Source organism: Rhodococcus sp. 05-2254-6 (genome assembly GCF_002258565.1).
Classification (GTDB): Bacteria; Actinomycetota; Actinomycetes; order Mycobacteriales; family Mycobacteriaceae; genus Rhodococcoides.
Window position 1 is genome coordinate 18923 of record NZ_NOZF01000110.1, and the last position, 23223, is coordinate 42145.

General features: G+C 65.1%; 24 protein-coding genes and 1 riboswitch. Of the genes, 15 read left to right on the forward strand and 9 right to left on the reverse strand.

What is annotated here, in order from left to right:
* Entirely contained in the window at positions 1-417 is a 417-nt protein-coding gene (locus CH256_RS13675; RefSeq protein ID WP_068052104.1) for a cytochrome c oxidase subunit 4, read from the forward strand.
* A 173-nt stretch (positions 418-590) separates the two neighbouring features.
* Here CH256_RS13675 and CH256_RS13680 read toward each other — a convergent pair whose 3' ends face one another.
* From CH256_RS13680 to ctaE, 5 genes are all read right to left on the reverse strand, one after another.
* The gene (locus CH256_RS13680; protein WP_068052101.1) at positions 591-866 is read right to left on the reverse strand and encodes a helix-turn-helix domain-containing protein; all 276 of its coding nucleotides are present in this window, start codon (positions 864-866) and stop codon (positions 591-593) included.
* Between the two features lie 240 nt (positions 867-1106).
* On the reverse strand, positions 1107-2885 hold the full coding sequence (qcrB, locus tag CH256_RS13685) for a cytochrome bc1 complex cytochrome b subunit (protein ID WP_094640138.1): 1779 nt from the start codon (positions 2883-2885) through the stop codon (positions 1107-1109).
* Entirely contained in the window at positions 2882-4093 is a 1212-nt protein-coding gene (gene qcrA, locus CH256_RS13690) for a cytochrome bc1 complex Rieske iron-sulfur subunit (protein ID WP_256980917.1), read from the reverse strand. Before qcrA ends, qcrB begins: the two co-directional genes overlap by 4 nt.
* The gene (gene qcrC, locus CH256_RS13695; protein WP_094640137.1) at positions 4090-4938 is read right to left on the reverse strand and encodes a cytochrome bc1 complex diheme cytochrome c subunit; all 849 of its coding nucleotides are present in this window, start codon (positions 4936-4938) and stop codon (positions 4090-4092) included. The genes qcrA and qcrC overlap by 4 nt, the downstream gene beginning before the upstream one ends.
* Before the next feature lie 83 nt (positions 4939-5021).
* On the reverse strand, positions 5022-5633 hold the full coding sequence (gene ctaE, locus CH256_RS13700; protein WP_037192869.1) for an aa3-type cytochrome oxidase subunit III: 612 nt from the start codon (positions 5631-5633) through the stop codon (positions 5022-5024).
* A 151-nt stretch (positions 5634-5784) separates the two neighbouring features.
* Here ctaE and CH256_RS13705 point away from each other — a divergent pair, with 151 nt between their 5' ends.
* A complete protein-coding gene (locus CH256_RS13705; RefSeq protein WP_094669855.1) occupies positions 5785-6261 on the forward strand; it encodes a hypothetical protein in 477 nt (158 codons plus the stop codon).
* Positions 6262-6312: 51 nt separating this feature from the next.
* Positions 6313-7374 (forward strand): anthranilate phosphoribosyltransferase, encoded by a 1062-nt coding sequence (gene trpD / locus CH256_RS13710; protein WP_094640136.1) that lies wholly within the window; start codon positions 6313-6315, stop codon positions 7372-7374.
* Positions 7375-7386: 12 nt separating this feature from the next.
* Here the strand turns inward: trpD and CH256_RS13715 are convergent, their stop codons facing one another.
* Complete coding sequence (locus CH256_RS13715) at positions 7387-7662, reverse strand: Lrp/AsnC family transcriptional regulator (protein WP_068052089.1); 276 nt, start codon at positions 7660-7662, stop codon at positions 7387-7389.
* Between the two features lie 54 nt (positions 7663-7716).
* A complete protein-coding gene (locus CH256_RS13720; protein ID WP_094669890.1) occupies positions 7717-9516 on the reverse strand; it encodes a DEDD exonuclease domain-containing protein in 1800 nt (599 codons plus the stop codon).
* Positions 9517-9663: 147 nt separating this feature from the next.
* Between CH256_RS13720 and CH256_RS13725 the strand changes: the two genes are divergently transcribed.
* From CH256_RS13725 to CH256_RS13745, 5 genes are all read left to right on the forward strand, one after another.
* On the forward strand, positions 9664-9945 hold the full coding sequence (locus CH256_RS13725; protein ID WP_068052086.1) for a hypothetical protein: 282 nt from the start codon (positions 9664-9666) through the stop codon (positions 9943-9945).
* A gap of 115 nt (positions 9946-10060) precedes the next feature.
* Positions 10061-10224, forward strand: a riboswitch (cyclic di-AMP (ydaO/yuaA leader).
* A gap of 16 nt (positions 10225-10240) precedes the next feature.
* Positions 10241-10795: a C40 family peptidase gene (locus tag CH256_RS13730; protein WP_179272103.1), complete on the forward strand. Its 555-nt coding sequence runs from the start codon at positions 10241-10243 to the stop codon at positions 10793-10795.
* A gap of 308 nt (positions 10796-11103) precedes the next feature.
* Positions 11104-12165 (forward strand): C40 family peptidase, encoded by a 1062-nt coding sequence (locus tag CH256_RS13735; RefSeq protein ID WP_373454822.1) that lies wholly within the window; start codon positions 11104-11106, stop codon positions 12163-12165.
* A 31-nt stretch (positions 12166-12196) separates the two neighbouring features.
* Positions 12197-13549, forward strand: a complete 1353-nt coding sequence (locus tag CH256_RS13740) for a hypothetical protein (RefSeq protein ID WP_094669858.1) — start codon at positions 12197-12199, stop codon at positions 13547-13549.
* Positions 13550-13572: 23 nt separating this feature from the next.
* Positions 13573-14697, forward strand: a complete 1125-nt coding sequence (locus CH256_RS13745; protein ID WP_068052069.1) for a glycosyltransferase family 4 protein — start codon at positions 13573-13575, stop codon at positions 14695-14697.
* A gap of 10 nt (positions 14698-14707) precedes the next feature.
* Here CH256_RS13745 and CH256_RS13750 read toward each other — a convergent pair whose 3' ends face one another.
* Positions 14708-16513 carry an AMP-dependent synthetase/ligase gene (locus tag CH256_RS13750; RefSeq protein ID WP_094669859.1) on the reverse strand — a complete coding sequence of 602 codons (1806 nt, stop codon included), beginning with the start codon at positions 16511-16513 and terminating at the stop codon, positions 14708-14710.
* A gap of 136 nt (positions 16514-16649) precedes the next feature.
* Here CH256_RS13750 and CH256_RS13755 point away from each other — a divergent pair, with 136 nt between their 5' ends.
* The 6 genes from CH256_RS13755 to CH256_RS13780 all read left to right on the forward strand — a co-directional run bounded on the left by CH256_RS13755 (position 16650) and on the right by CH256_RS13780 (position 21309).
* Positions 16650-17042 carry a polyketide cyclase / dehydrase and lipid transport gene (locus CH256_RS13755; RefSeq protein ID WP_082898941.1) on the forward strand — a complete coding sequence of 131 codons (393 nt, stop codon included), beginning with the start codon at positions 16650-16652 and terminating at the stop codon, positions 17040-17042.
* A 133-nt stretch (positions 17043-17175) separates the two neighbouring features.
* Positions 17176-17610: an SRPBCC family protein gene (locus CH256_RS13760; protein WP_068052039.1), complete on the forward strand. Its 435-nt coding sequence runs from the start codon at positions 17176-17178 to the stop codon at positions 17608-17610.
* Positions 17611-17639: 29 nt separating this feature from the next.
* Complete coding sequence (locus CH256_RS13765; protein WP_094669860.1) at positions 17640-18866, forward strand: ArsA family ATPase; 1227 nt, start codon at positions 17640-17642, stop codon at positions 18864-18866.
* Positions 18867-18897: 31 nt separating this feature from the next.
* On the forward strand, positions 18898-19371 hold the full coding sequence (locus CH256_RS13770) for a hypothetical protein (RefSeq protein WP_094669861.1): 474 nt from the start codon (positions 18898-18900) through the stop codon (positions 19369-19371).
* Positions 19372-19426: 55 nt separating this feature from the next.
* Positions 19427-20401: an ROK family protein gene (locus CH256_RS13775; RefSeq protein WP_037192841.1), complete on the forward strand. Its 975-nt coding sequence runs from the start codon at positions 19427-19429 to the stop codon at positions 20399-20401.
* A 179-nt stretch (positions 20402-20580) separates the two neighbouring features.
* Complete coding sequence (locus CH256_RS13780) at positions 20581-21309, forward strand: lysophospholipid acyltransferase family protein (protein WP_068052034.1); 729 nt, start codon at positions 20581-20583, stop codon at positions 21307-21309.
* Between the two features lie 22 nt (positions 21310-21331).
* On the opposite strand, the gene CH256_RS13785 is transcribed toward CH256_RS13780, so the two are convergent.
* Positions 21332-22624, reverse strand: a complete 1293-nt coding sequence (locus CH256_RS13785) for a glycosyltransferase 87 family protein (RefSeq protein WP_068052031.1) — start codon at positions 22622-22624, stop codon at positions 21332-21334.
* A gap of 81 nt (positions 22625-22705) precedes the next feature.
* Between CH256_RS13785 and CH256_RS13790 the strand changes: the two genes are divergently transcribed.
* Positions 22706-23197, forward strand: a complete 492-nt coding sequence (locus CH256_RS13790) for a polyadenylate-specific 3'-exoribonuclease AS (RefSeq protein WP_027497365.1) — start codon at positions 22706-22708, stop codon at positions 23195-23197.
* Positions 23198-23223 lie beyond the last annotated feature (26 nt).

The following is a 23223-nucleotide window of genomic DNA, read 5'->3' on the forward strand; positions in this document are numbered from 1 at the left end:
ATGAAAATCGAAGCCAAGATCTTCGAAATCCTCACTGTCTTCTTTCTCCTGGTCGGCATCGTGTACGCGTTGTTCACGGGCCTGAGCCGCACAGGAGTCGAGTGGGCCGGAGTCACCGCGATCTTCTTGTCGGTCGGTCTGACGTTGATCGTCGGAACCTACTTCCGATTCGTCGCACGACGCCTCGACACCCGACCCGAGGACTTCGACGACGCCGAGGTCAGCGACGGCGCAGGAGACCTGGGCTTCTTCAGCCCCGGTAGCTTCTGGCCGATCGTGCTCGCAGGCGCCGCGTCCATCACCGCCATCGGATTCGCCTTCTTCCAGCCGTGGCTCATCGCCCTCGGCGTGGTGAGCGTCATCGCTGCGGCCGCAGGTTTGGTGTTCGAGTACCACGTCGGTGCCGAGCGCCACTAACTCCATCTGCTGCACCCGAAAAGGGCCCCGGTTGTTCTCACGAGCGACCGGGGCCCTTTTCTGCTGTCCGCATACCGGCCGAACAGGATGGTCCGCTCATGGCGCTGTGAGGTGACACGGAGAGCGAGCGTGTGGAGGTCGAGCGCGCTGCGGTGAACGAGGTGGCACGACCCTCAGGAAACGTCGGCCTCCGAGTGGGACCGAACGGCACGGGGCACCTGATCGGCAAGCGAATCGAGGGAGATGTTCAGCGCGCCGCACAACGCGGCGACGGTGAAGAACGCCGGCGTCGGAATTCGGCCGGTCTCGATCTTGCGCAGAGTTTCGACCGAGATGCCTGCTGTATCGGCGACGTCGGTCATGGTTCGGCCACCGCGGGCATGACGGAGAGCGGAGCCGAGCCTGGCACCGCGGGCGAGTTCGCCGGGGGTGAGTGGAACACGGACCATGACACCGATAGTAATACCGGTCGTCGCGAACCCCGGAGCTGAGACCGGTCGATGTACCTGGGATATGGATGGGTCATCCGACGGTGGGGGAGGGGAGGGCTATCGGATCTCCCGACGACGAGCAGCCGGCCGTGCTGCCTCGGAGGGTGATGCGAAGTGTTCCAGCCCGGATCGTGTTCGCAGACAACAAAAAGGGCGACACCGTTGCCGGTGTCGCCCTTTTCGAGACTCTGTCAGATGTCAGTGTTCTCTGTCGCTATCGCTTCGACCCGAAGCGATAGCGGTGTCCTCATCCGAGTGGAGTCCATGGCCGTTGCCGTTCGAGTGGCCGTTGCCATTGGAGTGGCCATTGCCGTTCGAGTGCCCGTTGCCATTGGCATGGCCGTTGCCGTTCGAGTGGCCGTTGCCGTGGATGCCCGCCTGGTAGTTGCGGAGCATCGTCAGCTGCTCGTGTTCACCCTTGTGAAGGGCATCTTCGAGAGCCTTGCTCTGTGCCACCGGATCCGGACTGAACAGCGATCCCGAGCCGGGCTTTCCGGCCGAGCCGAGCTTGTTCATCTTCTTCGGAACGGCTGCGCCCTGGTAATCGAGGGGAATCGGGTGTCCGTGATCGTCGACCGGTCCGAGCGGCTGGTGGATTTCCACGTACTGGCCGTGCGGGAGTCGCTTGATGATTCCGGTTTCGATGCCGTGCTCGAGAACTGCCCGATCGCTGCGCTGCAGTCCGATGCAGAATCGGTACGCGATGAAGTACGCGAGCGGAGGCATGGTGAGAATTCCGATACGACCGATCCACGTCATCGCGTTGAGCGAGATGTCGAACTTGTAGGCGATGAGGTCGTTGATGCACGAGAGCGTGAGGATCACGTAGAACGTGAGGGCCATCGCGCCGATCGCAGTACGCACCGGAACGTCACGGGGACGCTGAAGCAGGTTGTGATGCGCAGTGTCTCCGGTCAGACGCTTCTCGATCCACGGGTACGCGATCATCACGGTGAAGACGAGACCCATGATCACTGCCACCCAGAACACTGCCGGGATGGTGTAGCGCCCGGCGATGTATATCTCCCAGGCAGGCCACAGTCGTGCCATGCCGTCGGTCCACATCAGGTAGAAGTCGGGCTGCACGCCTGCCGACACTTGCGACGGGTTGTACGGTCCGAGATTCCAGATCGGGTTGATCTGGATGAGTCCGCCCATCGCTGCCAGCACACCGAAGGTGACGGCGAAGAAAGCACCGGACTTGACCGCGAAGACCGGAAGAATACGAACGCCGACGACGTTCTGCTCCGTGCGGCCGGGTCCGGGGAACTGCGTGTGCTTCTGGTACCAGACCAGGGCCAGGTGGGCTGCGATCAGCGCCAGGATGATGGCCGGTAGAAGAAGAACGTGAGCGACGTACAGGCGCGGAATGATGATCGTGCCGGGGAAGTCGCCGTCGAAGATGAGCCAATGCATCCACGTGCCGATGATCGGGATACTCATCGTGATGCCACCGAGAGCGGCGCGGAGGCCGGTGCCGGAAAGCAGATCGTCGGGGAGCGAGTAGCCGAAGAAGCCCTCGAACATCGCCAGGATGAGCAGCAAACAACCGATGACCCAGTTGGCCTCGCGCGGGCGACGGAACGCACCGGTGAAGAAGATGCGCATCATGTGCACGATGATCGAGGCGGCGAACATCAGGGCCGCCCAGTGGTGAATCTGCCGCATGAACAGACCGCCACGAACCTCGAACGTGATGTCGAGAGCGGTGGCGTATGCCCTGGACATCGTCACACCGTTGAGGGGGGTGTACGCACCGTCGTACACGACCTCGCTGAGCGACGGATCGAAGAACAGGGTGAGGAACACGCCCGAGATCAGCAGGATGACGAAGCTGTACAGCGCGATCTCACCGAGCAGGAACGACCAGTGCGTGGGGAAGACCTTGTTGATCTGGCGACGCAATCCCGGCGCCAGGTGGTAACGACTGTCTACGCCGTCGGCCTGCTTGGCGGCGAGGGTTTGCAATGTACTCATGAGTCACGCTCCGGACGACGTTCCCAGAAGGCGGGCCCCAGAGCTTCGGTGAAATCTCCCGAAGCGACGAGGAATCCCTCTTCGTTGACAGTGATGGGAAGTTGGGGCAGCGCACGCGCAGCCGGTCCGAAGATCGGCTTGCCGTACTCGAGCGCGTTGAACTGCGACTGGTGGCAAGGGCACAGAATTCGGTTGGTCTGCTGCTCGTACAACGATGTCGGGCAACCCAGGTGCGTACAGATCTTCGAGTAGGCGAAGTAGTCGCCGTAGTTGAAGCTTTCTTGACCCTTGCGCTTGATGACGGTGCTGGCGGCATCCGGGCGAAGGCGAATGAGCATGACCGAGTTACGAACTCCACGCAGCGAGACGAGCAGATCGTGCTCGCTCTCGCGGTCCGCTTCGCGGAACGGGAAGACGGTCTCCATGGCACCAGCGTCCAAGTCCTCGGGCCGAACGAGAACGACATCTTCCGGTCGCCCGGTGTCTCGTCGGAGGTAGATGGTCTCTCCATCGTAGCGAGGAGTCCAGCCGGATACCCACAACGGCGAATCTTCGCCCTTGGCCCAGGGATTCTTGATCAGTCCACCGAGGGGGAGCAGCGCCATGACGCCGAGCGCGCCACCACCGAAGACGAGCGAACGCTTGATCACCTTGCGGCGACCGATGGTCGACGTGTCGAGCGAATCGCCCAGCTCTGCCACGAGAGTCTTGCGGTCCAGCTCGGACGAGCCGCCGTCGTGACGGTCCTGGATGGAGACCTCTTCGGGGATGAACTTCTTGGTGAACTGCACCGCGCCGATACCGACCGCGAGGATCGCCAGGCCCATCGTGCCGCCGATGAGCGGGGTGTACAGCGAGTAGGCCAGGTAGTTCTCTTCGCCGATACCGGAGTACTGCCACGGCCAGAACAGGTAGATGCCGATGAATGCGACAGCGGCGAGGCCGGCGATCGCGAACCAGATCGCGACGCTGCGCTCGGCACGCTTCTCGGCGCGGGTACCTTCCACAGCCCAACGGTTGCGGCGGAAAGCGACATCGACACCGTCGAGGTTGGTGCCGAGCTCGACCAGTTCGTCGCGGCTCATCGCGGCGAGTTCCTCGTCGGTGTACTTCTTGTCCGCGTTCACGCCGTCGGCACCGGGCGCATCCTTGCGTCCGGATTCGTCGTCGTTGCCCGCGTCCTTACGGCCGGAATCGCCGTCGGTCATGATCTAGCTCCGATCCACAAAGTTGCTCCGACGACGGCGATGATGCCGACCGTCCAGATAGCGATCATCTCGGTACCGGGACCGAAACTTCCGATGCTCCAACCGCCTGCGGGAAGGGTTTCCTGGGCCGACTTGACGTACGCGATGATGTCGGACTTCTCCTCGATCGTCAGCTGACGATCGGAGAACTTCGGCATGTTCTGCGGGCCGGTGACCATCGCGGTGTAGATCTCCTGCTCGTTGGCAGGGCCGAGGGACGGTGCGAACTTGCCCGAGGACAGAGCGCCGCCTTCACCGGTGAAGTTGTGGCAGGAAGCGCAGTTGAGTCGGAACAGTTCACTGCCGCGTCCGATGTCGCCACCGCGCAGGGACTCCTGAGCGATCTCACCGTTCTCGTCGCGGATGACCGTCGGTCCGCCGCCGTTGGCGTTGATGAAGGCACCGAGGGCGTCGATCTGCTTGTCGTTGAACTTCGGCGGCTTGCGCATCGCCTGTGCCTCGTTGCGAACAGCGGGCATACGACCGCTCGACACCTGGAAGTACACGGCTGCTTCGCCGACGCCGATGAGGCTCGGTCCGCGATCCTGAACACCCTGCAGGTTGGCACCGTGGCACGTGACGCAGGACGTGTCGTAGAGCTGCTTGCCCTCGCGGATGAGCGCTGCCGAATCGGTATCGGCAGTCGCGACCTGAGGAGCCGGCGTCAGGGCCGAGGCGAGGAACCCTGCGCTCAGGAGGCCCATCATCAGAACGAGAGCACCGGTGATGCGTCGGCGCGTCCTACGCTGCCGTCTCGTCTTGGAGGCGGCGTTGTCGTCGGATGCTGCTGGGGGAGATGTACTCATCTTCTATCCCTTGTCGTGTCGGGACGGACCGAACGTCGGGGGCTGATTCCGTTCGCTCGTTATCTTTGGTGTGCTGACTGTCACTAGCGGATGAAGTAGATCGTTGCGAAGAGGGCAATCCAGACGATGTCGACGAAGTGCCAGTAGTACGAAACGACGATGGCCGCGGTGGCCTGCGCGGGCGTGAACTTACTGACCAGCGTTCTGGTGATCAGGAAGACGAAGGCGATGAGTCCGCCGATGACGTGCAATCCGTGGAAACCGGTCGTGATGTAGAAGACCGAGCCGTACACGCTGCTCGAGAGCGTCGTGCCCTCGTGCACCATGTGGTAGTACTCGTACGCCTGGCCGGCCACGAAGAACGCGCCCATCACCAGAGTGATGATGTACCAGCGGCGCAGTCCGAAGACGTCACCTCGCTCGGCGGCGAACACACCCAGCTGGCAGGTGAACGACGATGCGATCAGCACCGCGGTCACCGGCACAGCGAGAGCGAGGTTCAGCTCCGTCGGCTCCGGCGGCCAGATTCCATTCGCCTGGGCGCGTGCGACGAAGTACATCGCAAACAGCCCGGCGAAGAACATGAGTTCACTAGACAGCCACACGATCGTGCCGACGCTGACCATATTGGGACGGTTCAGCGAGTGCACGCGTTGGGTGATTGCCGATCCTTGAGTCCCTACAGCGCTCGTCACAAAGAGAAGTATGACCCGTCGTAGTACGGAAGGCATATCCGGGTCCGCTCTTGGCGCGTCGTGTCGGAACGAATCCGCGTACGTCCTTGTTCCCGTGCTGGTCAGAGCCTCTGTACGGGCCGGTAGGGTCCAGTCGTGCAAGGCTGGCCTCATGGCAAAGCGCACCGAAGGTGGATGGTTTCGGAGACTGTTCTCGCGATCGACGGCCGAACGTCTGGACCCCACTCGCGAGGACCTCGTGACGGTGGCGAGTTGCTTCGACGATGCACAGGCATGCTCGGCCGTGCTCGACGAAGCAGCGAGGACCCGACCGCTGTGGACGGAATCGGCGGAGGTGGTGCTACGGCATCATCTCGTATTGCCTTCCGACCAACTGGAGGACGCAGCAGCGGTTGCGGCTCAGGACGACTACGAAGTGGGGCCGGCCGCCGAACTACCGGAGAGCACCGGCTACCGCCCTCGGGTGGAAGGCGGCGTGCCGCTGGTTCTGCAACGTGTTCAGGTACTCGACGCTCTGCACTGCTCGCAGGAGCGTTCTCGCATGGCCGGCCTTGCTCAGCGTCGAGGGGGAGCAGTACTGGGGTGGGACGCACTGCAGCCCGCGCAGCCCGACGCAGCGTCTGGCTAAGCTTCCACCGCACCGAGTGCATCGACGGCAGAAGGGCACGGCAGAACCACCATGACCGCAGCGATCAGCGACGAACAGCCGCGAACCTGGCGTCGAATCCTCGGCGCGTTGACGAACCACACCGACCTGTCCAGCGCCGACACCGGCTGGGTCATGGACGAGATCATGGCCGACAACGCGACAGCCGCGCAGATCGCAGCCTTCGGAGTAGCGCTGAAGATGAAAGGTCCGACGCCGGCGGAGGTCAACGGACTCGCCGAATCGATGTTGGCGCACGCAGTGCTGGTGCACACCGACACCGACGCCGTCGACGTCGTGGGGACCGGAGGAGACGGAGCGGACACCGTCAACATCTCCACCATGGCAGCCGTCGTCGTCGCTGCCAGCGGGATCCGAGTCGTCAAGCACGGCAACCGCGCAGCGTCGTCGAAGAGCGGCACGACCGACGTGCTCGAAGCATTGGGGGTCCGAGTGACCCTCGGGGCCGACGCAGTCGCGTCGAGCGTCGAGCAGGTCGGCATCGGCTTTTGCTTCGCACCGATCCACCACCCCGCACTGCGCTTCGCTGCCGCACCGCGCAAGGAAATCGGAATCCCCACGGTCTTCAACGTGCTGGGGCCACTGACGAACCCCGGGCGCCCGCGCGCAGGCCTGATCGGCTGTGCGTTCGAGAACCTGGTCCCCGTCGTCGCCGACGTGTTCGCCGCCCGGGGCAGCTCGGTGCTCGTGGTCCGCGGTGACGACGGACTGGACGAGATCACACTGTCCACCACCACGACAGTGCACGTGGTGTCCGATGGTTCGGTGACCGTCGAGACGATCGACCCGCTCGACTACGGCATCGCCCGAGCGCCCATAGAAGCTCTCAGAGGTGGAGACGCCGAATTCAATGCAGCAGTGGCGCACCGAGTGTTCGCCGGAGAACAGGGCCCCGTCCGCGACGCCGTACTGCTCAATGCCGCCGCAGCCATGGCAGCGCACCACGGCGTGTCCGACGACCTCCACGCCCGAATCGAAGCCGGATTGGCCACTGCCGCAACAACAATCGATTCCGGTGCAGCAGCACGGCTACTCGCCGACTGGGGTCGATGCACCACCGAACTCGCCGGCTGACGAAGAGCGCGGCTACTCGCCTATCGAGAACCCGGCTTCGACATCGGCACTCGAATAGGACTGGAACGCAATGTGAGTGGTGGTGCTGCGCACCCCCCGCACACGATTGATGTGCTTGGTGATGACCTCTGCGATCGACGCATGATCACGAACTTTCACGATGGCGATCAGATCGACATCACCAGCACACGAATAGACCTCCGACACCCCGTCGACATCCGCAACGGCCTGCGCCGCTTCCGGAATCAAGTCGGCCTCGGCGTCGATCAAGACGATGGCATTGATCATGTGCGCTCCTCAAGCATCTCGAGCTCGGTGTCCGACGCGAGCTACCCCCAGACCCTAGTTGCTGCCGTACCCCGACAGTCGTCCCGCAGGCTCCACTCCTGAGCTGAACAGTCGTTCCGCAGGTCCCACTCCTGAGCTGAACAGTCGTTCCGCAGGCTCCACTCCTGCCCTCGCGGCTTCTCTCGCCGTCCGACACCACGACTCCCACGAACCCGCCGACCGTGCCGGGCTGCAGTACCCACTGCTCGTGCGCACGATCCGGACTCCGTCCGTGCGCAGCCAGGCCGCAATGAGTCCGACTTCCTCCGGGGGCGCGCCGCGCAGCGGGGTCGTATCGGGCACCACCGTTTCGGCCGACGCGGTGATGGCATCGACGACGGGCATCGGATGCACTCCCCGCGGCGCGACGGCAGCGCCGGCCAGCCGGCCGAAGCGCACCACGATCAACTCCCACCCGCCGTCGGCCGTGCGCCTCGCCGCAACCAGTTCGGCAATGGCGGCCACTGCTGCCGATCGGTGCATCCGGCGCAGTGCATCGACGGTGATCGCAATTCTGTCGCGCAGACGGGCAGCCGTCTCGTACAGCTCCTTGTCTGCGAGCTCGGCGACGCGGCGGCGCATGGAGTAGAGAACGGCGTCGTCCTGGCCACACACCAGCGCGAGAAACTGCGTCGGGGCATCGGAGTACTCGTCGGCCGTCAACGGGCCGGACAGTGCCGCTGGGCAGCCTCCGACGTCGGTCGCCGGGCACTGGTCACCGTGTCGAACCGAGCGGGCCAGACGGCGAGTGCACGTACGCAGGCGGCAGAACTCCGCGACGAGCGCCGCGGCCTCTGCGGCGTCACCGCGAACCGAGAACGGTCCGAGACTGTTCGGTGCCGGGGTGCGGACGATCGACAGGCGAGGGAACGCCTCGACGGTCAGGGTGATCCACCACCCTTTCCTGGGGAACTTCGAGCGGCGGTTGTACGGCGGGATGTGCGCCGAGAGCAGACGTAGCTCGCGGACTCCGGCTTCGAGCGCGTGTGCACACTCGACGTGGTCGACGCGGGTGGCCAGTGCGACCATCTCCTTCATCCGGCCTCGGGTCTCCGAGCCGGTGAAGTAGTTGCGCACGCGTCGTTTGAGGTTGTTGGACGTACCGACGTACAGCACCTCGTCGGACGGGCCGCGGAACAGATAGACGCCGGGTGTGCCGGGAAGATGGGCGGCCAGCCCGCGTTTGGCGCGCTGGCCGGCCGACACCGCGGGTAGGTAGTCGACCAACTCGGCGTAGCTGTGGACTCCCTGATTGCCCACGCGTTCGATGAGGCCGTGCAGAACGTCGACCGTGGCCCTGGCGTCGTCGAGCGCACGGTGGGTAGGCCTGGTGCCGGATCGGAACAGAGTCGACAGTGCGGACAGCTTCACCGACGGAGCTTCGTCGCGCGTCAGAACTCGGCGAGCCAGCTTGACCGTGCACAGCACCTGAAACCGTGGCCACGCGATGTCGAGACGGCTCGCGGCGGCCTTGAGGAATCCGGTGTCGAAGCCGGCGTTGTGCGCCACCAGTACCGAACCTCGTGCGAACTCGAGGAAACCGGGCAGAACCCGTTCGATGCGCGGCGCACCGATGAGCATCGCCGATGTGATGCCGGTCAGTTCCACGATGTACGGCGGAATGGACCTGCCCGGGTCGATCAACGTGGCGAACTCGCCGAGAATCTCGCCGCCTCGAACCTTGACTGCCCCGATTTCGGTGATGGCCTCGGTGTCCGCGCTACCGCCGGTGGTCTCGAGGTCGACGACGACGAACGTCGTCTCGTGCAGCGGGGTGTCGAGTTCGTCGAACGTCAGCTGGATGGGCAGGCTCACCGGGACGACGTTAGGGCCGACCTCCGACAAGAACGCTCATCGCGCCGTCGAACGTCGTCGTGTCACGGAACCTGTCGGTGCCCGTCGCTATCTTTCGCTGAGTCGGCCGATTCGGCCGCCGGAAACCGTAAAGAGACAAGGATCACAATGATCATCGATTGCAGTGACTGCCTGGTCCGTGACATCGCCTGCGCGGACTGCGTCGTGACGGTGCTTCTGGGGGCTCCGGGGATGCCGTCCGGGTCGGACGGACGGCGGGTCGGTCCGCCGTCTCGTATCACTCTCGAGCAGGAGGAACTCGGTGCCATGGGGGTGCTCGCCGATGTCGGTCTCGTGCCCACTCTCAAGCTCGTGGTGAACGACGACGACATCGCCGAGGTTCCTTTGTTATCGACTCGTGACACACCGGGGGATCAGCGCGCCGGCTAGCGAGAATCGAGCCGAATTCGCTCTCCTCGGCGAGTTGGGGTCGACACGGGGGTATGCCATTTCGTAACCTTCCTGAGACCTTGCGGAGTCTCGCCAGTCCAAACCGGAGTGGCGTCGCAAGTCACCGCCTAATCGTTCACTCGCGAGAGTGTTCGTACCGGGAACCCGATATCTACTGGGGTGAATCCCGCTGAGCCACCACACGGTGGCCGGTGGGTAGGGCTGCTCTTCCCAGCCCGAACCCGTCAGCTAACTCGGTCGGCGGACGATAGGAAGAAACGGAGCACCATCTTTCGTGGCGTCACAACTTTCCAACCGAACATTGCGGCGAGTCCTCATAGCCGGAGCGCTCACGGCAGGCGTGGTCGTTCTTCCCGCTGCACCCGCAATGGCGGCCCCCCTCACCATTCCCGGCGTCGGAACCTTCGAGATTCCTGACATCCCGGGCCTTCCTCCCCTCAACCTTCCGGGTGTGCCCGCGCCGGGTGCGCCGTTGGCACCGCAGGTCACCCCGGCGGCGAAGGCTGTTCAGGCCGCAGAATCCAAGATCGGAGCACCGTACGTGTACGGCGCTTCGGGTCCGGATTCGTTCGACTGCTCGGGCCTCGTCCAGTGGGCGTACAAGCAGGCCGGCGTCAGCTTGCCTCGTACGAGCTACGACCAGGCCGCCGCAGGCACTCCGGTCTCGCGCGACAGCCTCGCCCCCGGCGACGTCGTCTCGTTCTACGACGGCTCGCACTCGGGCATCTACGTCGGCGACGGCAATGTCGTGCACGCATCCACGTCCGGCGTGCCGGTCAAGGTTGCCCCGCTCGACTCGATGCCGTTCGACGGTGCTCGCCGTTACTGACTCGAGCGATCGATGCTCGTTGTGAACCGACCGACAGGGTCGAGCCGTTCATCGGCTCGGCCCTGTCGGCGTATCCGGACACGGACTGCGCGACACGCCGGTTCGGTGGACAGGGAAGGATCCAGTTCGTAATCTGATCGAGACCTGGTCGATGTTTATTTTGTGACCTGTCACCTCGAACCCCCGTCGATTTCGGACCGTGTTCACGTCCGCGCCCTTAAGAGCATGGGTATGGTTCGTTTTCGGACTACTTTTCCAACCGTTGCCTCGGTCGAGGCAACATCTGTGAGGACGGAGAGTCGCTTTCCGTGGCGATATCGAGATCTACCCGAGCGTTGCGTACGGCCCGAAACTCGGTGGTTGCGCTCGCGCTGACCGCATGCATCGCCGTGGTGCCGACGACGACGGCAACCGCGCAGCCGGGATTCGGTTCGGCATCCGACGCGCAGACCGAACTCGCCGAGCTCTCTCGCCAGTCCGAGCAGACCACCGAATCTCTGCACGATGCTCAGATCGATCTCGACGCCAAGAACCAGCAGCAACTCGACGCTCAGGCCCTCGTCGACCAGAGCCGTGCCGCCGTGGACGCAGCGCAGGCGCAGTTGGAGCAGCTCAAACCGGCCATGGACAAGGTCGCCAACGTCAACTACCAGGGCGCGCGGACCAACCGACTGTTCGCCGTCATGGTCAGCGACTCACCACAGCAGTTGCTCGACCAGATGTCGGCGCTGGACGTGATCTCGGCGGAGACCGCCGACCAGGTCGCCCGATTCAAGCAGGCCAGCTCGGATGCAGAGACGGCCGAGCAGGCCGCGACGACGGCCGCCGAACAGGCACGCGTCGTCGCAGAGCAGGCCAAGGCCGTCAGCGACGATCTCCAGGCCAAGCAGAGTGAGCTGCAGGGACAGATAGCCGAGGTCATGGCCGCCTACAGTGCGCTCTCGTCCTCGGAGCAACTGTCTCTGGCCGGTTCGACCCTGCCCGACGGGTTCGACCCGTCCTCGATTCTGCAGAACCTGACGCCGGGATCGGGAGCCAGTGCGCTGCAGGCCGGCCTCACGCAGATCGGCAAGCCGTACGTCTGGGGCGCAACCGGTCCGGATGGCTTCGACTGCTCCGGGTTGGTCGTGTGGGCTTATAAGCAGGTGGGCAAGACGCTGCCGCGATCGAGTCAGGCGCAGGCGGCGGGCGGAACTCCGGTGGATCAGAAGGATCTGCAGCCCGGTGACGTCGTTCTGTTCTATCCGGACATCTCACACGTCGGAATTTATGCCGGAAACGGCAACGTGCTGCATGCCTCCACATTCGGTGTGCCCGTGAAGGTGCAGTCGATGGCATCGTTCCCGTACTACGGGGCGCGTCGATACTGAGGTCGTGTCTCGACGATCGACGAGTGGCGGCATGAGCACCTCGAACCGACCATCCGGGTTGCACGTCATCCTCCGATCGTCATGGCGGCGCTGGCTTGTCGTCGTGGTCGTCGTGGTGGTCGCCGTCTCGGTCGTCCTGATTCACCGATTCGACGGCCCGCCCACGGCCGGGACCGCCGAGGTCACCGTCGGCCAGGACCCGCCGACCTACGATCAGCAGCGCCGCGCCGATGTGACCGTCCTCCTCGACCAGTGGGCGCGCGCGGTTCGTTCCGGTGATCTCGACGCACTGCGCGATGTGATGGATCCGCAGGCCGACCCCGGCTTCGTCGAAGCGCAGCTGCGCCGGGCAGCAGTGGTACCCGGCGTCCCCTTCGCGGAGTTCGGCTACGACCTGGGCGACGAGCCCGAGACCCCGGTGCCGCCGTCGATCGCAGCGGCGCTCGATTCCACCGATGTCTGGGCACCCGCGGTGTATCTGCGATACGCGATCACCGGCCCGGACGCATCGCCGACGCGTCGGCCGGTCTCACTCGTCGTCGCCGAGCGGGACGGTCGATGGCGGTTGGTCGACGACGCGGATCTGACCGAGTATCGACGCCAGACCTGGCGTGGGCCGTGGGACTTCGGCCCTCTCACCGTGCGTTCGGTGGCCACTGCAGCCGGGACATCTGTGGTCATGGGTCATCCGGACCGCGATCGGTTCGTGGAGAACCTGGCGGCCGAACTTCCGTCGGCAATCGCGGCCGTCACCGACTTCTGGGGAGACGACTGGGCGCGCGACGGGCTGGTTTTCGTCGCATCCTCGGCGGAGGAGTTCGCCGAACTGACGGGGTCCGATCCGTCCACCGACGTGGCTGCGGTGACGGTGTCCGACGCGGTGGCGGCCGACGGCTCCCGTCCGACGGGTCAGCGGGTGGTGTTCGGTCCCGACGCCGCGTCGAGGTTGACGCCGTTCACCGTGCGCTCGGTTCTGCGGCACGAGTTGACACATGTGGCGGCGAGGGCGAGGACGTCCGACGGTACGGAGTTGTGGGTGTCGGAGGGGTTCGCCGACTATTCCGGGTATCGAGGGTCCGGTGCCGAGTTCGCGCAACTCGCACCCACTCTCGCGGCGATCGTGGCGGCGGGTGGGCCGCCGACGGTGCTGCCGAAGAACGAGGACTTCGGTGCCGGTGGTGCCCGGTCGAGTGTGGCCTACGAATCGGCCTGGTCGGTGTTCGCATTCGTGGCCGACCGGTTCGGGGAGTCGACCCTGCGTTCCCTGTACGAAGCGCTCGCGTCCGAGAGCCCCACCGATTCTGCATTCGAGTCCGTGCTGGGACTCGACCGGGCACAGTTCGTGTCCTCGTGGGGTGACTGGGTGGCTCGCCAGGCCCGCTGAGACGGGGCGCTACGGTTGACGCCATGCGTCGTACCCTGCTCGTGACGAACGACTTTCCTCCTCGCCCGGGTGGTATTCAGTCCTACTTGCACAGCTTCGCCTCGCAGCTGCCGGCCGACGAGCTGGTGGTCTACGCCCCGCGCTGGCGCGGCGACTCGCACGAGAAGTTCGATGCCAGGCAGCCTTTCGAGGTGATCCGGCATCCGACGACCCTGATGTTGCCGACTCCGCTCGTCGCGCGTCGTGCGGCTCGAATCCTGAAGTCCCGAGGCTGCGATTCGGTGTGGTTCGGTGCGTCGGCTCCGTTGGCAGTGATGTCGTCGTACCTGCGCAAGGCCGGGGCCGATCGCATCGTGGCGAGCACACACGGTCACGAGGTCGGATGGTCGATGGTGCCGGGCGGGCGGGCGACCCTGCGCACGATCGGCGAGAACACCGATGTGGTGACCTACGTCAGCAAGTACACCCGGGGGCGATTCAGCTCGGCGTTCGGGCGGACCGCCGCCCTCGAACATCTGCCGCCCGGTGTCGATACCGATCGCTTCGTGCCCGACGACGCAGCGCGAGCGGAACTTCGTGCCCGCTACGGCCTCGGTGATCGCCCCACCGTTCTGTGCCTGTCCCGGCTGGTTCCGCGCAAGGGTCAGGATGTCCTGATCCGGGCGCTCCCGGGGATCCGCCGGGCCGTCGACGGAGCGGTTCTGGTGATCGTCGGCGGCGGGCCGTACGAGAAGACTCTGCGCGAGCTCGTCCGATCCACCGGCATGGAGCAACACGTGGTGTTCACCGGTACCGTGCCGTCGGCGGAGCTCGCCGCCCACCACACGATCGCCGACGTGTTCGCGATGCCGAGCCGAACCCGAGGTGCCGGTCTCGATGTCGAAGGTCTCGGCATCGTCTACCTCGAGGCGTCTTCCTGCGGTGTACCCGTAGTCGCCGGCATGTCCGGGGGTGCGCCGGAAGCGGTGCAGCACAACAAGACCGGCCTCGTCGTCGACGGCACGTCCGTCTCGGACACCACCGACGCGATCGTGCGAATCCTGTCCGATCGCACGCTGGCGACGCAGATGGGCAACGCCGGCCGCGCCTGGGTGGACGCGGAATGGCGCTGGGACGTGCTGACCGAGAAGCTGCGTTCGTTGATCTAGGCAGTACGGCTCAACGGGAGTAGATCGACTCGATCTCGTCGGAGTACGACTTGGTGATGACGTTGCGCTTGAGCTTCATCGTGGGAGTGAGCTCGCCGTTCTCCTCCGAGAAGTCGTGGGGGAGAAGTCGATACTTCTTGATGGACTCCGCATGCGAGACGGACTTGTTCGCGTCGGCGACGGCGGCGTCGATCTCCGCGACGAGTTCGGGGTCCGTCTGCAGATCCGCCGCGGTGGCGTCGGCGGCCTTGCCGTGTGCGGACTTCCAGCGATCGAACGCGTCCGGATCGAGGGTGATGAGCGCGCCGATGAAGGGCTTCTGATCGCCCACGACGACGGCCTGGCTGATCAGTGCACCCGCCCGCAGGTGGTCTTCCAACCCGGCGGGTGAGACGTTCTTGCCGCCTGCGGTGACGATCAGTTCTTTCTTGCGTCCCGAGATCGTGATGTAGCCGTCGTCGTCCACGGAACCGAGATCACCGGTGCGGAACCAGCCTTCGTCCAGCGACTCGGCGGTGGCGGTCTCGTTGCGCCAGTAGCCGTCGAACACCACCGGTCCGCGGAGTTGGATCTCTCCGTCCTCGGCGATGCGCACGGTGTTGCCGGGCAGTGGACGCCCGACGCTGCCCACGCGTTGGAATCCGATGGTGTTGACCGCGAACGCCGCCGTGGTTTCGGTCAGTCCGTAGCCCTCGTAGATCGTCACACCGATGCCCCGGTAGAAGTGGCCGAGCCGGGAACCGAGGGGCGCTCCGCCGGAGATCGCGAGTTCGCACTTGCCGCCGAGCGCTGCTCGCAGTTTGCCGTACACCAACTTGTCGAACACGGTGTGCTTGGCGCGCAACACGATTCCCGGACCTCCGGTATCCTGCGCTTCACTCCATGCCACTGCGCATTCGGTGGCGAGGTCGAAAATCTTTCCCTTGCCGTCGGCGTGCGCCTTCTGCTTGGCGGTGTTGAAGACCTTCTCGAACACTCGCGGAACCGACAGGATGAAGTCCGGTTGGAACGTGCCGAACGTCGCGACGAGATTGGGGATGTCGCTGGTGTGGCCGATGGTGACCCCGGCGTCGAACGACGCGATGGACACTGCGCGTGCCAGGACGTGCGCGAGCGGAAGGAACATCAGCGTGCTGCGGCCCTGTGTCATCAGCGATTTCAGCGACGTCTCACGAATCCCGAGTGACTCGGCGAGCAGATTGGCGTGGGTCAGCTGGACGCCCTTGGGCCGACCGGTGGTTCCCGAGGTGTAGATCAGGGTTGCCGGGTCGGACGAGACGAGTTTCGAAACCCGTAGGTGCACCTCGTCTTCGGCGACTTCGGCACCACCGTCGAGCAGTGCCTGCACTGCGTCGGTGCCCGCCGAGTTCGCGATGACGAACGTCTGTCGGACCGACGGGGCTGCTGCCACAACGGACTTCGTCTCCTGCACATGCGCGTCGTTCTCGAGAATCAGCAGGACCGGCTCGGCGTCTTCGAGGATCCATTCGACCTGACCGGCCGAGGACGTCTCGTAGATCGGCACCGTCACACCGCCCGCGGCCCAGATCGCGTAGTCCACTACCGACCACTCGAATCGCGTCGACGACATCAGTGCGACCCGATCGCCCTGCTCGATGCCTGCGGCGATCAGACCCCGTGCCACCCCCACCACCAGGCGCTCGAACTCGGCGGCGGTGACGTCGATCCATTGTCCGTTCACTGTGCGTCGGAACACCACCGCGTCGGGCGAGGTGCGGGCGCGAGCGAAGACGGTATCGACAGCCGAGTCGGTGTCCGCGATGGCGTATTTGGCGGCGACGGTGAACTCGCGCACGGGATTACCTCCGGATAGAACTTGGGGAGAACGAAAGTCGATAGCTCGGCTTCACAGATACTCTAGACCCGGGCTCCCGGCGTCGAAATACGCCTCGACGCGCACGGCCCCCGACCCGATGTGTGAAGCTCTGTCGATGAGCAGTATTCAAGTTGCGGATCAGACATTCGTGGCCGCCCCCGGCGTGCGGGTGGCGCAGGCGTTCGCGTCGCCTGCGCGGTGGCGTCGATGGTGGCCGGATCTGAACCTGACGATCACCGAGGACCGGGGTGAGAAGGGGATCCGCTGGGCAGTGCGCGGCGGTGTGGTCGGAACGATGGAGCTGTGGCTCGAGCCCGCGCTGGACGGGGTGATCGTCCATTACTTCCTGCACGCCGAACCCGCCGCGGACGCCGACGTGGCAGCGCACCAGCATGCCCGGCGGGTGGCCGGACGTGCGATGACGTTCGAGCTCAAGCGAGAGCTCGAGGCCGGTCGGTCTGCAGGTGAAGCACCCCACCACGTAGCGTCGACTTCAGCTCGCGAATGAACCGCGCGGTACGGTCGGCCGGTTCGCATTGTGCGTCCGCGGATCGATCGTGTGAGATAGGCCTGCGCGAGTTCTGCGGCACCGAAGCGAACCGAGCTGATCGAAGTACCCGAGAGGAAGCGGACCAGTAGTCATGGCGGAGAAAACCCAGAGGTCGATCGTCGTCGAAGCTCCATCGAGCCGGGTCATGGACGTCATCGCCGATTTCGACGCGTACCCCACGTGGGTGTCGGCCGCGAAATCCGTCGAGGTCCTCGAGGTCGGTGCGGACGGCCGCGGCAAGCGGGTCAAGTTCGTGCTCGACGCCGGGATGGTGAAAGACACCTACGAGCTCGAATACGACTGGGCAGCCGACGGCAATTCGGTCTCCTGGAACCTCGTATCGGGCGAAATGCAGAAATCGCAGAACGGCTCGTACACGTTGAAGGAGACCGGCAGCGGCACCGACGTGACGTACGAGCTCACCGTGGATCTGAACATTCCGATGATCGGTCTGTTCAAGCGCAAGGCAGAAAAGGTCATCACCGACACTGCACTCAAGGAATTGAAGAAGCGGGTCGAAGGCTGAGCGAAGCTCGCACCGAAGCCCGCACCACGGTGTTGCTGTTCCTCGGCAAAGGTGGTGCGGGTAAGACGACGCTGGCGGCTGCGTCGGGGCTACGACTCGCCCAGGCCGGCGAACGGGTTCTGATCGCGTCCGTCGACCAGGCTCACTCGCTCGCCGATGCATTCAAGGGGGACGCCGAGGTCGAGGATGCGTCCGGTGTTCGTTCGATCGCACCCGGCCTCGACATCCTCGAGATCGATACGTTGAGGCTGCTCGAAGCCCGGTACCGGGGATTGGGCTCACTGTTGGCCGTGGCGTCCGCGGGACACGAGCACGGGGTGAGCTTCGGGGCGATCGAACCGGAGGAGCTGCTCGGTCTCCCGGGACTAGAAGAGCTGCTCGGCATGCACGAGATCGGCCGTCTTGCCGACGAGAATCGCTGGGACACAGTGATAGTCGACCTTCCCGCATCGGCGGATGCCTTACGTACCCTGCAGTTGCCCGACACCGTCGCCGCATACGTCGAGCGGATCTGGCCTCTGCACGCTCGGATGGTCGCCGGCACCGGTTCCGATGTGCGGCTCACTCTCGTGGTGGCGATGATCGAGCGAATCCTCGCGCAGATCGACTCCGTCCGGTCCCTGATCACCGACGCCGACCGTACCGGGGCGACCGTGGTCGTCACCGCCGAACAGCTCTCGATCGTCGACGCGGAACGAACTCTGTCGGCAGCTGCTCTGCTCGGAATCAGAATCGATCGTGTGCTGGTCAACAGAATCCTGCCGAAGCTCAACGCATCGTCGGTCGGTCTGGTGGGCGCTCATCCGGCCGTGTTCTGGTTCGAGAGGTGGCGGGCGGCGCAGCTCGACGCGGTCGCCGAGCTGCGCCGACGCATCGGTACCGTGCCGATCGTGGAGGTGGAGCAGGCTCCCGGTGAACCGGTAGGGTTGGGGCCCTTGCAAGATGTGGCCGATCGCCTCGAACCGGACTCCCTCGAACGGCGCGCGCCGGGCTGGGGTGAGCAGCCTTCGGTCGTGCTCGAGTCGGGTGGCGGACTCGAATCCGTGTACGCGATGAGAATGCTGCTGCCGGTGGTGGATTCGACGACCTTGGGCCTGGGGCGAGTGGAGGACGACTTGATAGTGAGTGCCGACGGGAGGCGACGGCGCATCAGATTGGCGTCGGTGCTGCGTCGGTGCGTGGCCGACTCCGCCGAACTCGACGGACCGTGCCTGGTGGTGCGTTTTCGTCCGAACCCCGACGTGTGGCCGCTGTGACTCCGCCAACCCCGACGGCCGGGGTGTCGCGATGACCTCGGACCACTCCGAGCTTGGGGCGGACCTGCTGGCCCTGGCCGAGACCGTGCTGACGCGACTCGAGCCGATCCTGCGTCGCGTCGCCGAGACGCAGCAGGATCGTGACCGCCAGGGATGCAGTTGGTGTCCGGTTTGCGCTCTCGCGGCACTGGTGCGCGGGGAGCGCCACGATCTCGTCGAGCTCGTGGCCTCCGAGAGCGCCGTGGTGATCGCGCTGTTGCGTCAGTTGCTGGCCGATCACACGACCTCCGGGGCGACGCACTCCGCAGCGCAGGCTCCGCCGACCTCGCCGCCACCGGGGACTGCGCCCGAGCCCGGGTCCGGTAGTGCCGGTGTCCCCTCGGACCCCGCGGAGGTCGCGGACGTGTCGATCGACACGAAACTTCAGGGCGATCGTCCCGCTTCGTTCGTTCCGATTACCGTTCGAGTGAAGAATTCGCGTTCGGACGAGCAGGAGCGTCCGTGATCGGAGCGACTCGGGTGCAGCCCGCGCGGGGGACGGGCGAGGAAGGCATGAACGAATGAAGCGCCACCACCAGCGACTGACGGTAGGAATCGACGTGGGCGGGACGAGCCTGCGCGCGTCCGTCGTCGACGAGGACGGGCAAGTCCTCGATTCGACGGCCGCTCCCACTCCGCACACTGCGCGTGCGCTCGAACGCGGTCTCGATCGGGCCGTGCAGGAGCTGGCCGGGCGACACGACATCGCGGCCGTCGGGCTCGCCGTCGCCGGGTTCATCGACTCCGATCGCACGACGGTTCTCTTCGCCCCACATCTGCCGTGGGTGAACACCCCTGTGGCGACCGAGATGAGCATGCGCATCGGTCTGCCGGTGTTGCTCGAGCACGACGCCAATTCTGCGGCGTGGGCCGAGTATCGCTTCGGTGCGGCGTCCGGGGGGCGCAACGTGGTGATGGTGGCCATCGGCACCGGAATCGGCGCGGCCCTGTTGATCGACGGCAGGATCTATCGGGGTAGCCACGGTGTCGCACCGGAACTCGGTCACATCCAGGTCGTGCCGGACGGCCGTGCGTGCCCCTGCGGCAAGCGCGGTTGTTGGGAGCGGTACTGCAGCGGCACCGCTCTGGTGGACACCGCAGTCGAGTTGCTGGCGGCGGACCCGGCGTCCTCGACGACGCTGGCACGTGAGGTGTTCCTCGACCCGGGTTCGTTGACCGGCCGCCGAATCGCCAGTGCCGCGCACGAGGGTGACTCGATCGCCCGCCGCACGATGGAGGACTTCGCGCAGTGGCTCGGCGTCGGGCTCTCGATGGTCAGCGACGTGTACGACCCCGATCTGATCGTGCTGGCCGGTGGAGTGGCGACGTCGTCGAGTCAGTTCCTCGCTCGCGCGACCGACAAGTACGCGGAGCTGGTGACCGGTGCGGGGCATCGCCCCCTGGCGCGTATTCGCAGTACTCAACTCGGTGAGGCAGCAGGCATGATCGGGGCCGCGGAGTTGGCCCGGGCGCAGTTCGTCACCGGCGTTCGCTGACGGTTCTTCGACTGCTTTCTGTGACCTCGGTCCTGGTGTCGGCGATGATGTGGCTGGTGTCATAAACCGTGGGTACAGTTCACTACGCGGCACGGTTCGAGGACGCACGGCCGCAGTCGATTCGCTTCAGGGCGAGGCGGCACCAAACGATTTCCCGACCATCATCAGGGAGCATGTCAATGTGGTACTGGCTGGTTAAGTACATTTTCGTCGGCCCCCTTCTCATCGCCCTGGGTCGGCCCACGATCGAGGGTGCGGAGAACATCCCGACGGAGGGGCCGGTCATTCTGGCCAGCAACCACAAGGCCGTTCTCGATTCTTTCTACCTTCCGCTCAAGACGCCTCGACGCATCACCTTCCTCGCCAAGAGCGAGTACTTCACCGGACCGGGACTCAAGGGCAAGTTCCAGAAATGGTTCTTCACCGCCGTCGGGCAGGTGCCGATCGATCGCACCGGAGCCGACGCGGCACAGGACGCACTCAACGCAGGCGTGCGTGTGATCGAAGCAGGCAAGGTTCTCGGTATCTACCCCGAGGGCACTCGGTCACCCGACGCGCGTTTGTACAAGGGCAAGACCGGGATGGCGCGTCTGGCACTGCAGACCGGAGTTCAGGTGATTCCGGTCGCGATGATCGGTACCGAGAAGATGAACCCGATCGGTTCGCGCGTGTGGCGTCCGGCGAAGGTCACCATCCGGATCGGCAAGCCCATCGACTTCTCGCGCTTCGAGGGCATGGCAGGCAACCGTTTCGTCGAGCGTGCGGTGACCGACGAAGTGATGTACGACCTGATGTTGCTCTCCGGTCAGGAGTACGTGGACGTGTACGCCGCATCGCTGAAGAAGGCTGCACCCGAGGCGGAGTCGGGTCCGACCGCGCAGCGCATCCCGGATTCCAAGGCGAGCTGAATCTGCTCGGCCCGCTCCGTGATCAGACTGCGGAGCGGGTGTCGACTGTCGTATCGGCCCGGTCGGTCCAGCCGACCGCGGCCACCGCGATGATCGACGCGAGCGCCCACCACACGTATCCCGAGGCCGCGAACTGATCCACGAGCGGCCAACCGAGACCGCTCCAACGGCCCTCGCCGAGCTTCCAGTGCGGCGGGTAGACCATCAACGCCAGCCCGACGGCCACCAGAGTTGCCAACAGCGCACTGCGGCGTCGGTAGCCGAGGACGGCGAGCACCACGGTGAACGGGATGGCCCACACCCAGTGGTGTGACCAGGAGACCGGCGACACCAGCAGACCGAACATGGCGTTGATCGTCAGGGCGAGAGCAGTCTCGCCCGCGGCGAACGCCTTTCGCATCGCTATCGCCGCGATGGCAAGGACCACCACCGACAACGCGAGCCACAGGATCGACCGAGGCAGTTCGTCCAGCCCGAGCCGCGCGAGCACTCCGGTGATCGACTGGTTGGGCGGGTAGGCCGGACCGCCGATTCGGTCGGAATCGACGATCGTCTCGGTCCAGTACTTCACCGAGTCCGACCACGTCAGCGCGAAACCGACCGCGGTGAACACCGCAAAGCTCAGGACCGAAACCACAGCGGCTCGAAAGTCCTTGCGCAACAAGAAGAACAATACGAACACTGCGGGGGTGAGCTTGACGGCAGCCACGAGTCCGATCAGCACACCTCGGGGCCACGGCGTCTTCTTCGGCAGGCAGTCCAGTGCAACGAACGCCATCAGCACGATGTTGATCTGCCCGTAGTTCAGCGTCGAGGTGACCGGCTCGAGAAGCAGCACGGCCACGGCGAAGACTGCTCCGGCAGTCCACCACACGAGCGTGCGAGGACGCAGTCCGAGCGAGGTGAGGGTCGCCACCACGGTCACCAGCAGCAAGAGCATGGACAGCACGGTGACCGCGATCGAGGCGGCGTACAGCGACACCGACGACAGCGGGCTGAAGATCGCCGCGGCGATCGGGGGATAGGTGAACGGCAGCGTCGTACCGGTCGCGATCGGCGGCAGTTGACCGTAGAGATCCCCGCCCTCGGCGAACACCTGACCGCCGAGTCGATACACGTCCAGATCGAGTCGGTAGTGCTCGCCGAGCTCACGCAACCCCGGAAAGCCGTTGAGATGGAACAGCACGCCGACGAGAGCACCGATCAGGACGAGAACCCTGCTCGACGCCACCGCCCAACTCGGCCACCGGCGTCGCGTCGGCGCCGCCGGCTCCGATGCTTCGGCGACCGGACGGTTGGTGTCGGGCGGAGTCACTGGCGTTGCCTTTCAGGGCTGTTCGGATCGGGGCTACCGGCACGTGGGGGGACGTGTCGGGGACGCGCTAGGGTGAGCCGCGTGCGCTACTTCTACGACACAGAGTTCATCGAGGATGGTCGCACAATCGAGTTGGTGTCGATCGGTGTGGTGTCGGAGGACGGTCGCGAGTTCTATGCGGTGTCCTCCGAGTTCGACCCCGAGCGCGCCGGCCGCTGGGTTCGACGCAACGTGCTTCCCAAGCTGCCACCGTACTCGTCGCCGCTGTGGATGAGCCGGTCCCGAATCCGAGACGAACTGCTCGAATTTCTCGTTCCGCACTACGGTGCCGAGGTCGAACTGTGGGCGTGGGTGGCGGCGTACGACCACGTGGCCCTCTGCCAGCTGTGGGGCTCGATGACCGAATTGCCGCGTTCGTTGCCGCGGTTCACTCGTGAGCTGCGCCAACATTGGGAGGATCGCGGCAGTCCCGAGCTGCCGTCGGTTCCCGACGATGCTCACGACGCCCTGGCCGACGCGCGGCACAATCTGGCGAAGTTCCAGGCAATCGAGGAGTACTCGTACCGCGGGTGAACACCCGTTGTCCTGCGGCTTCGGCG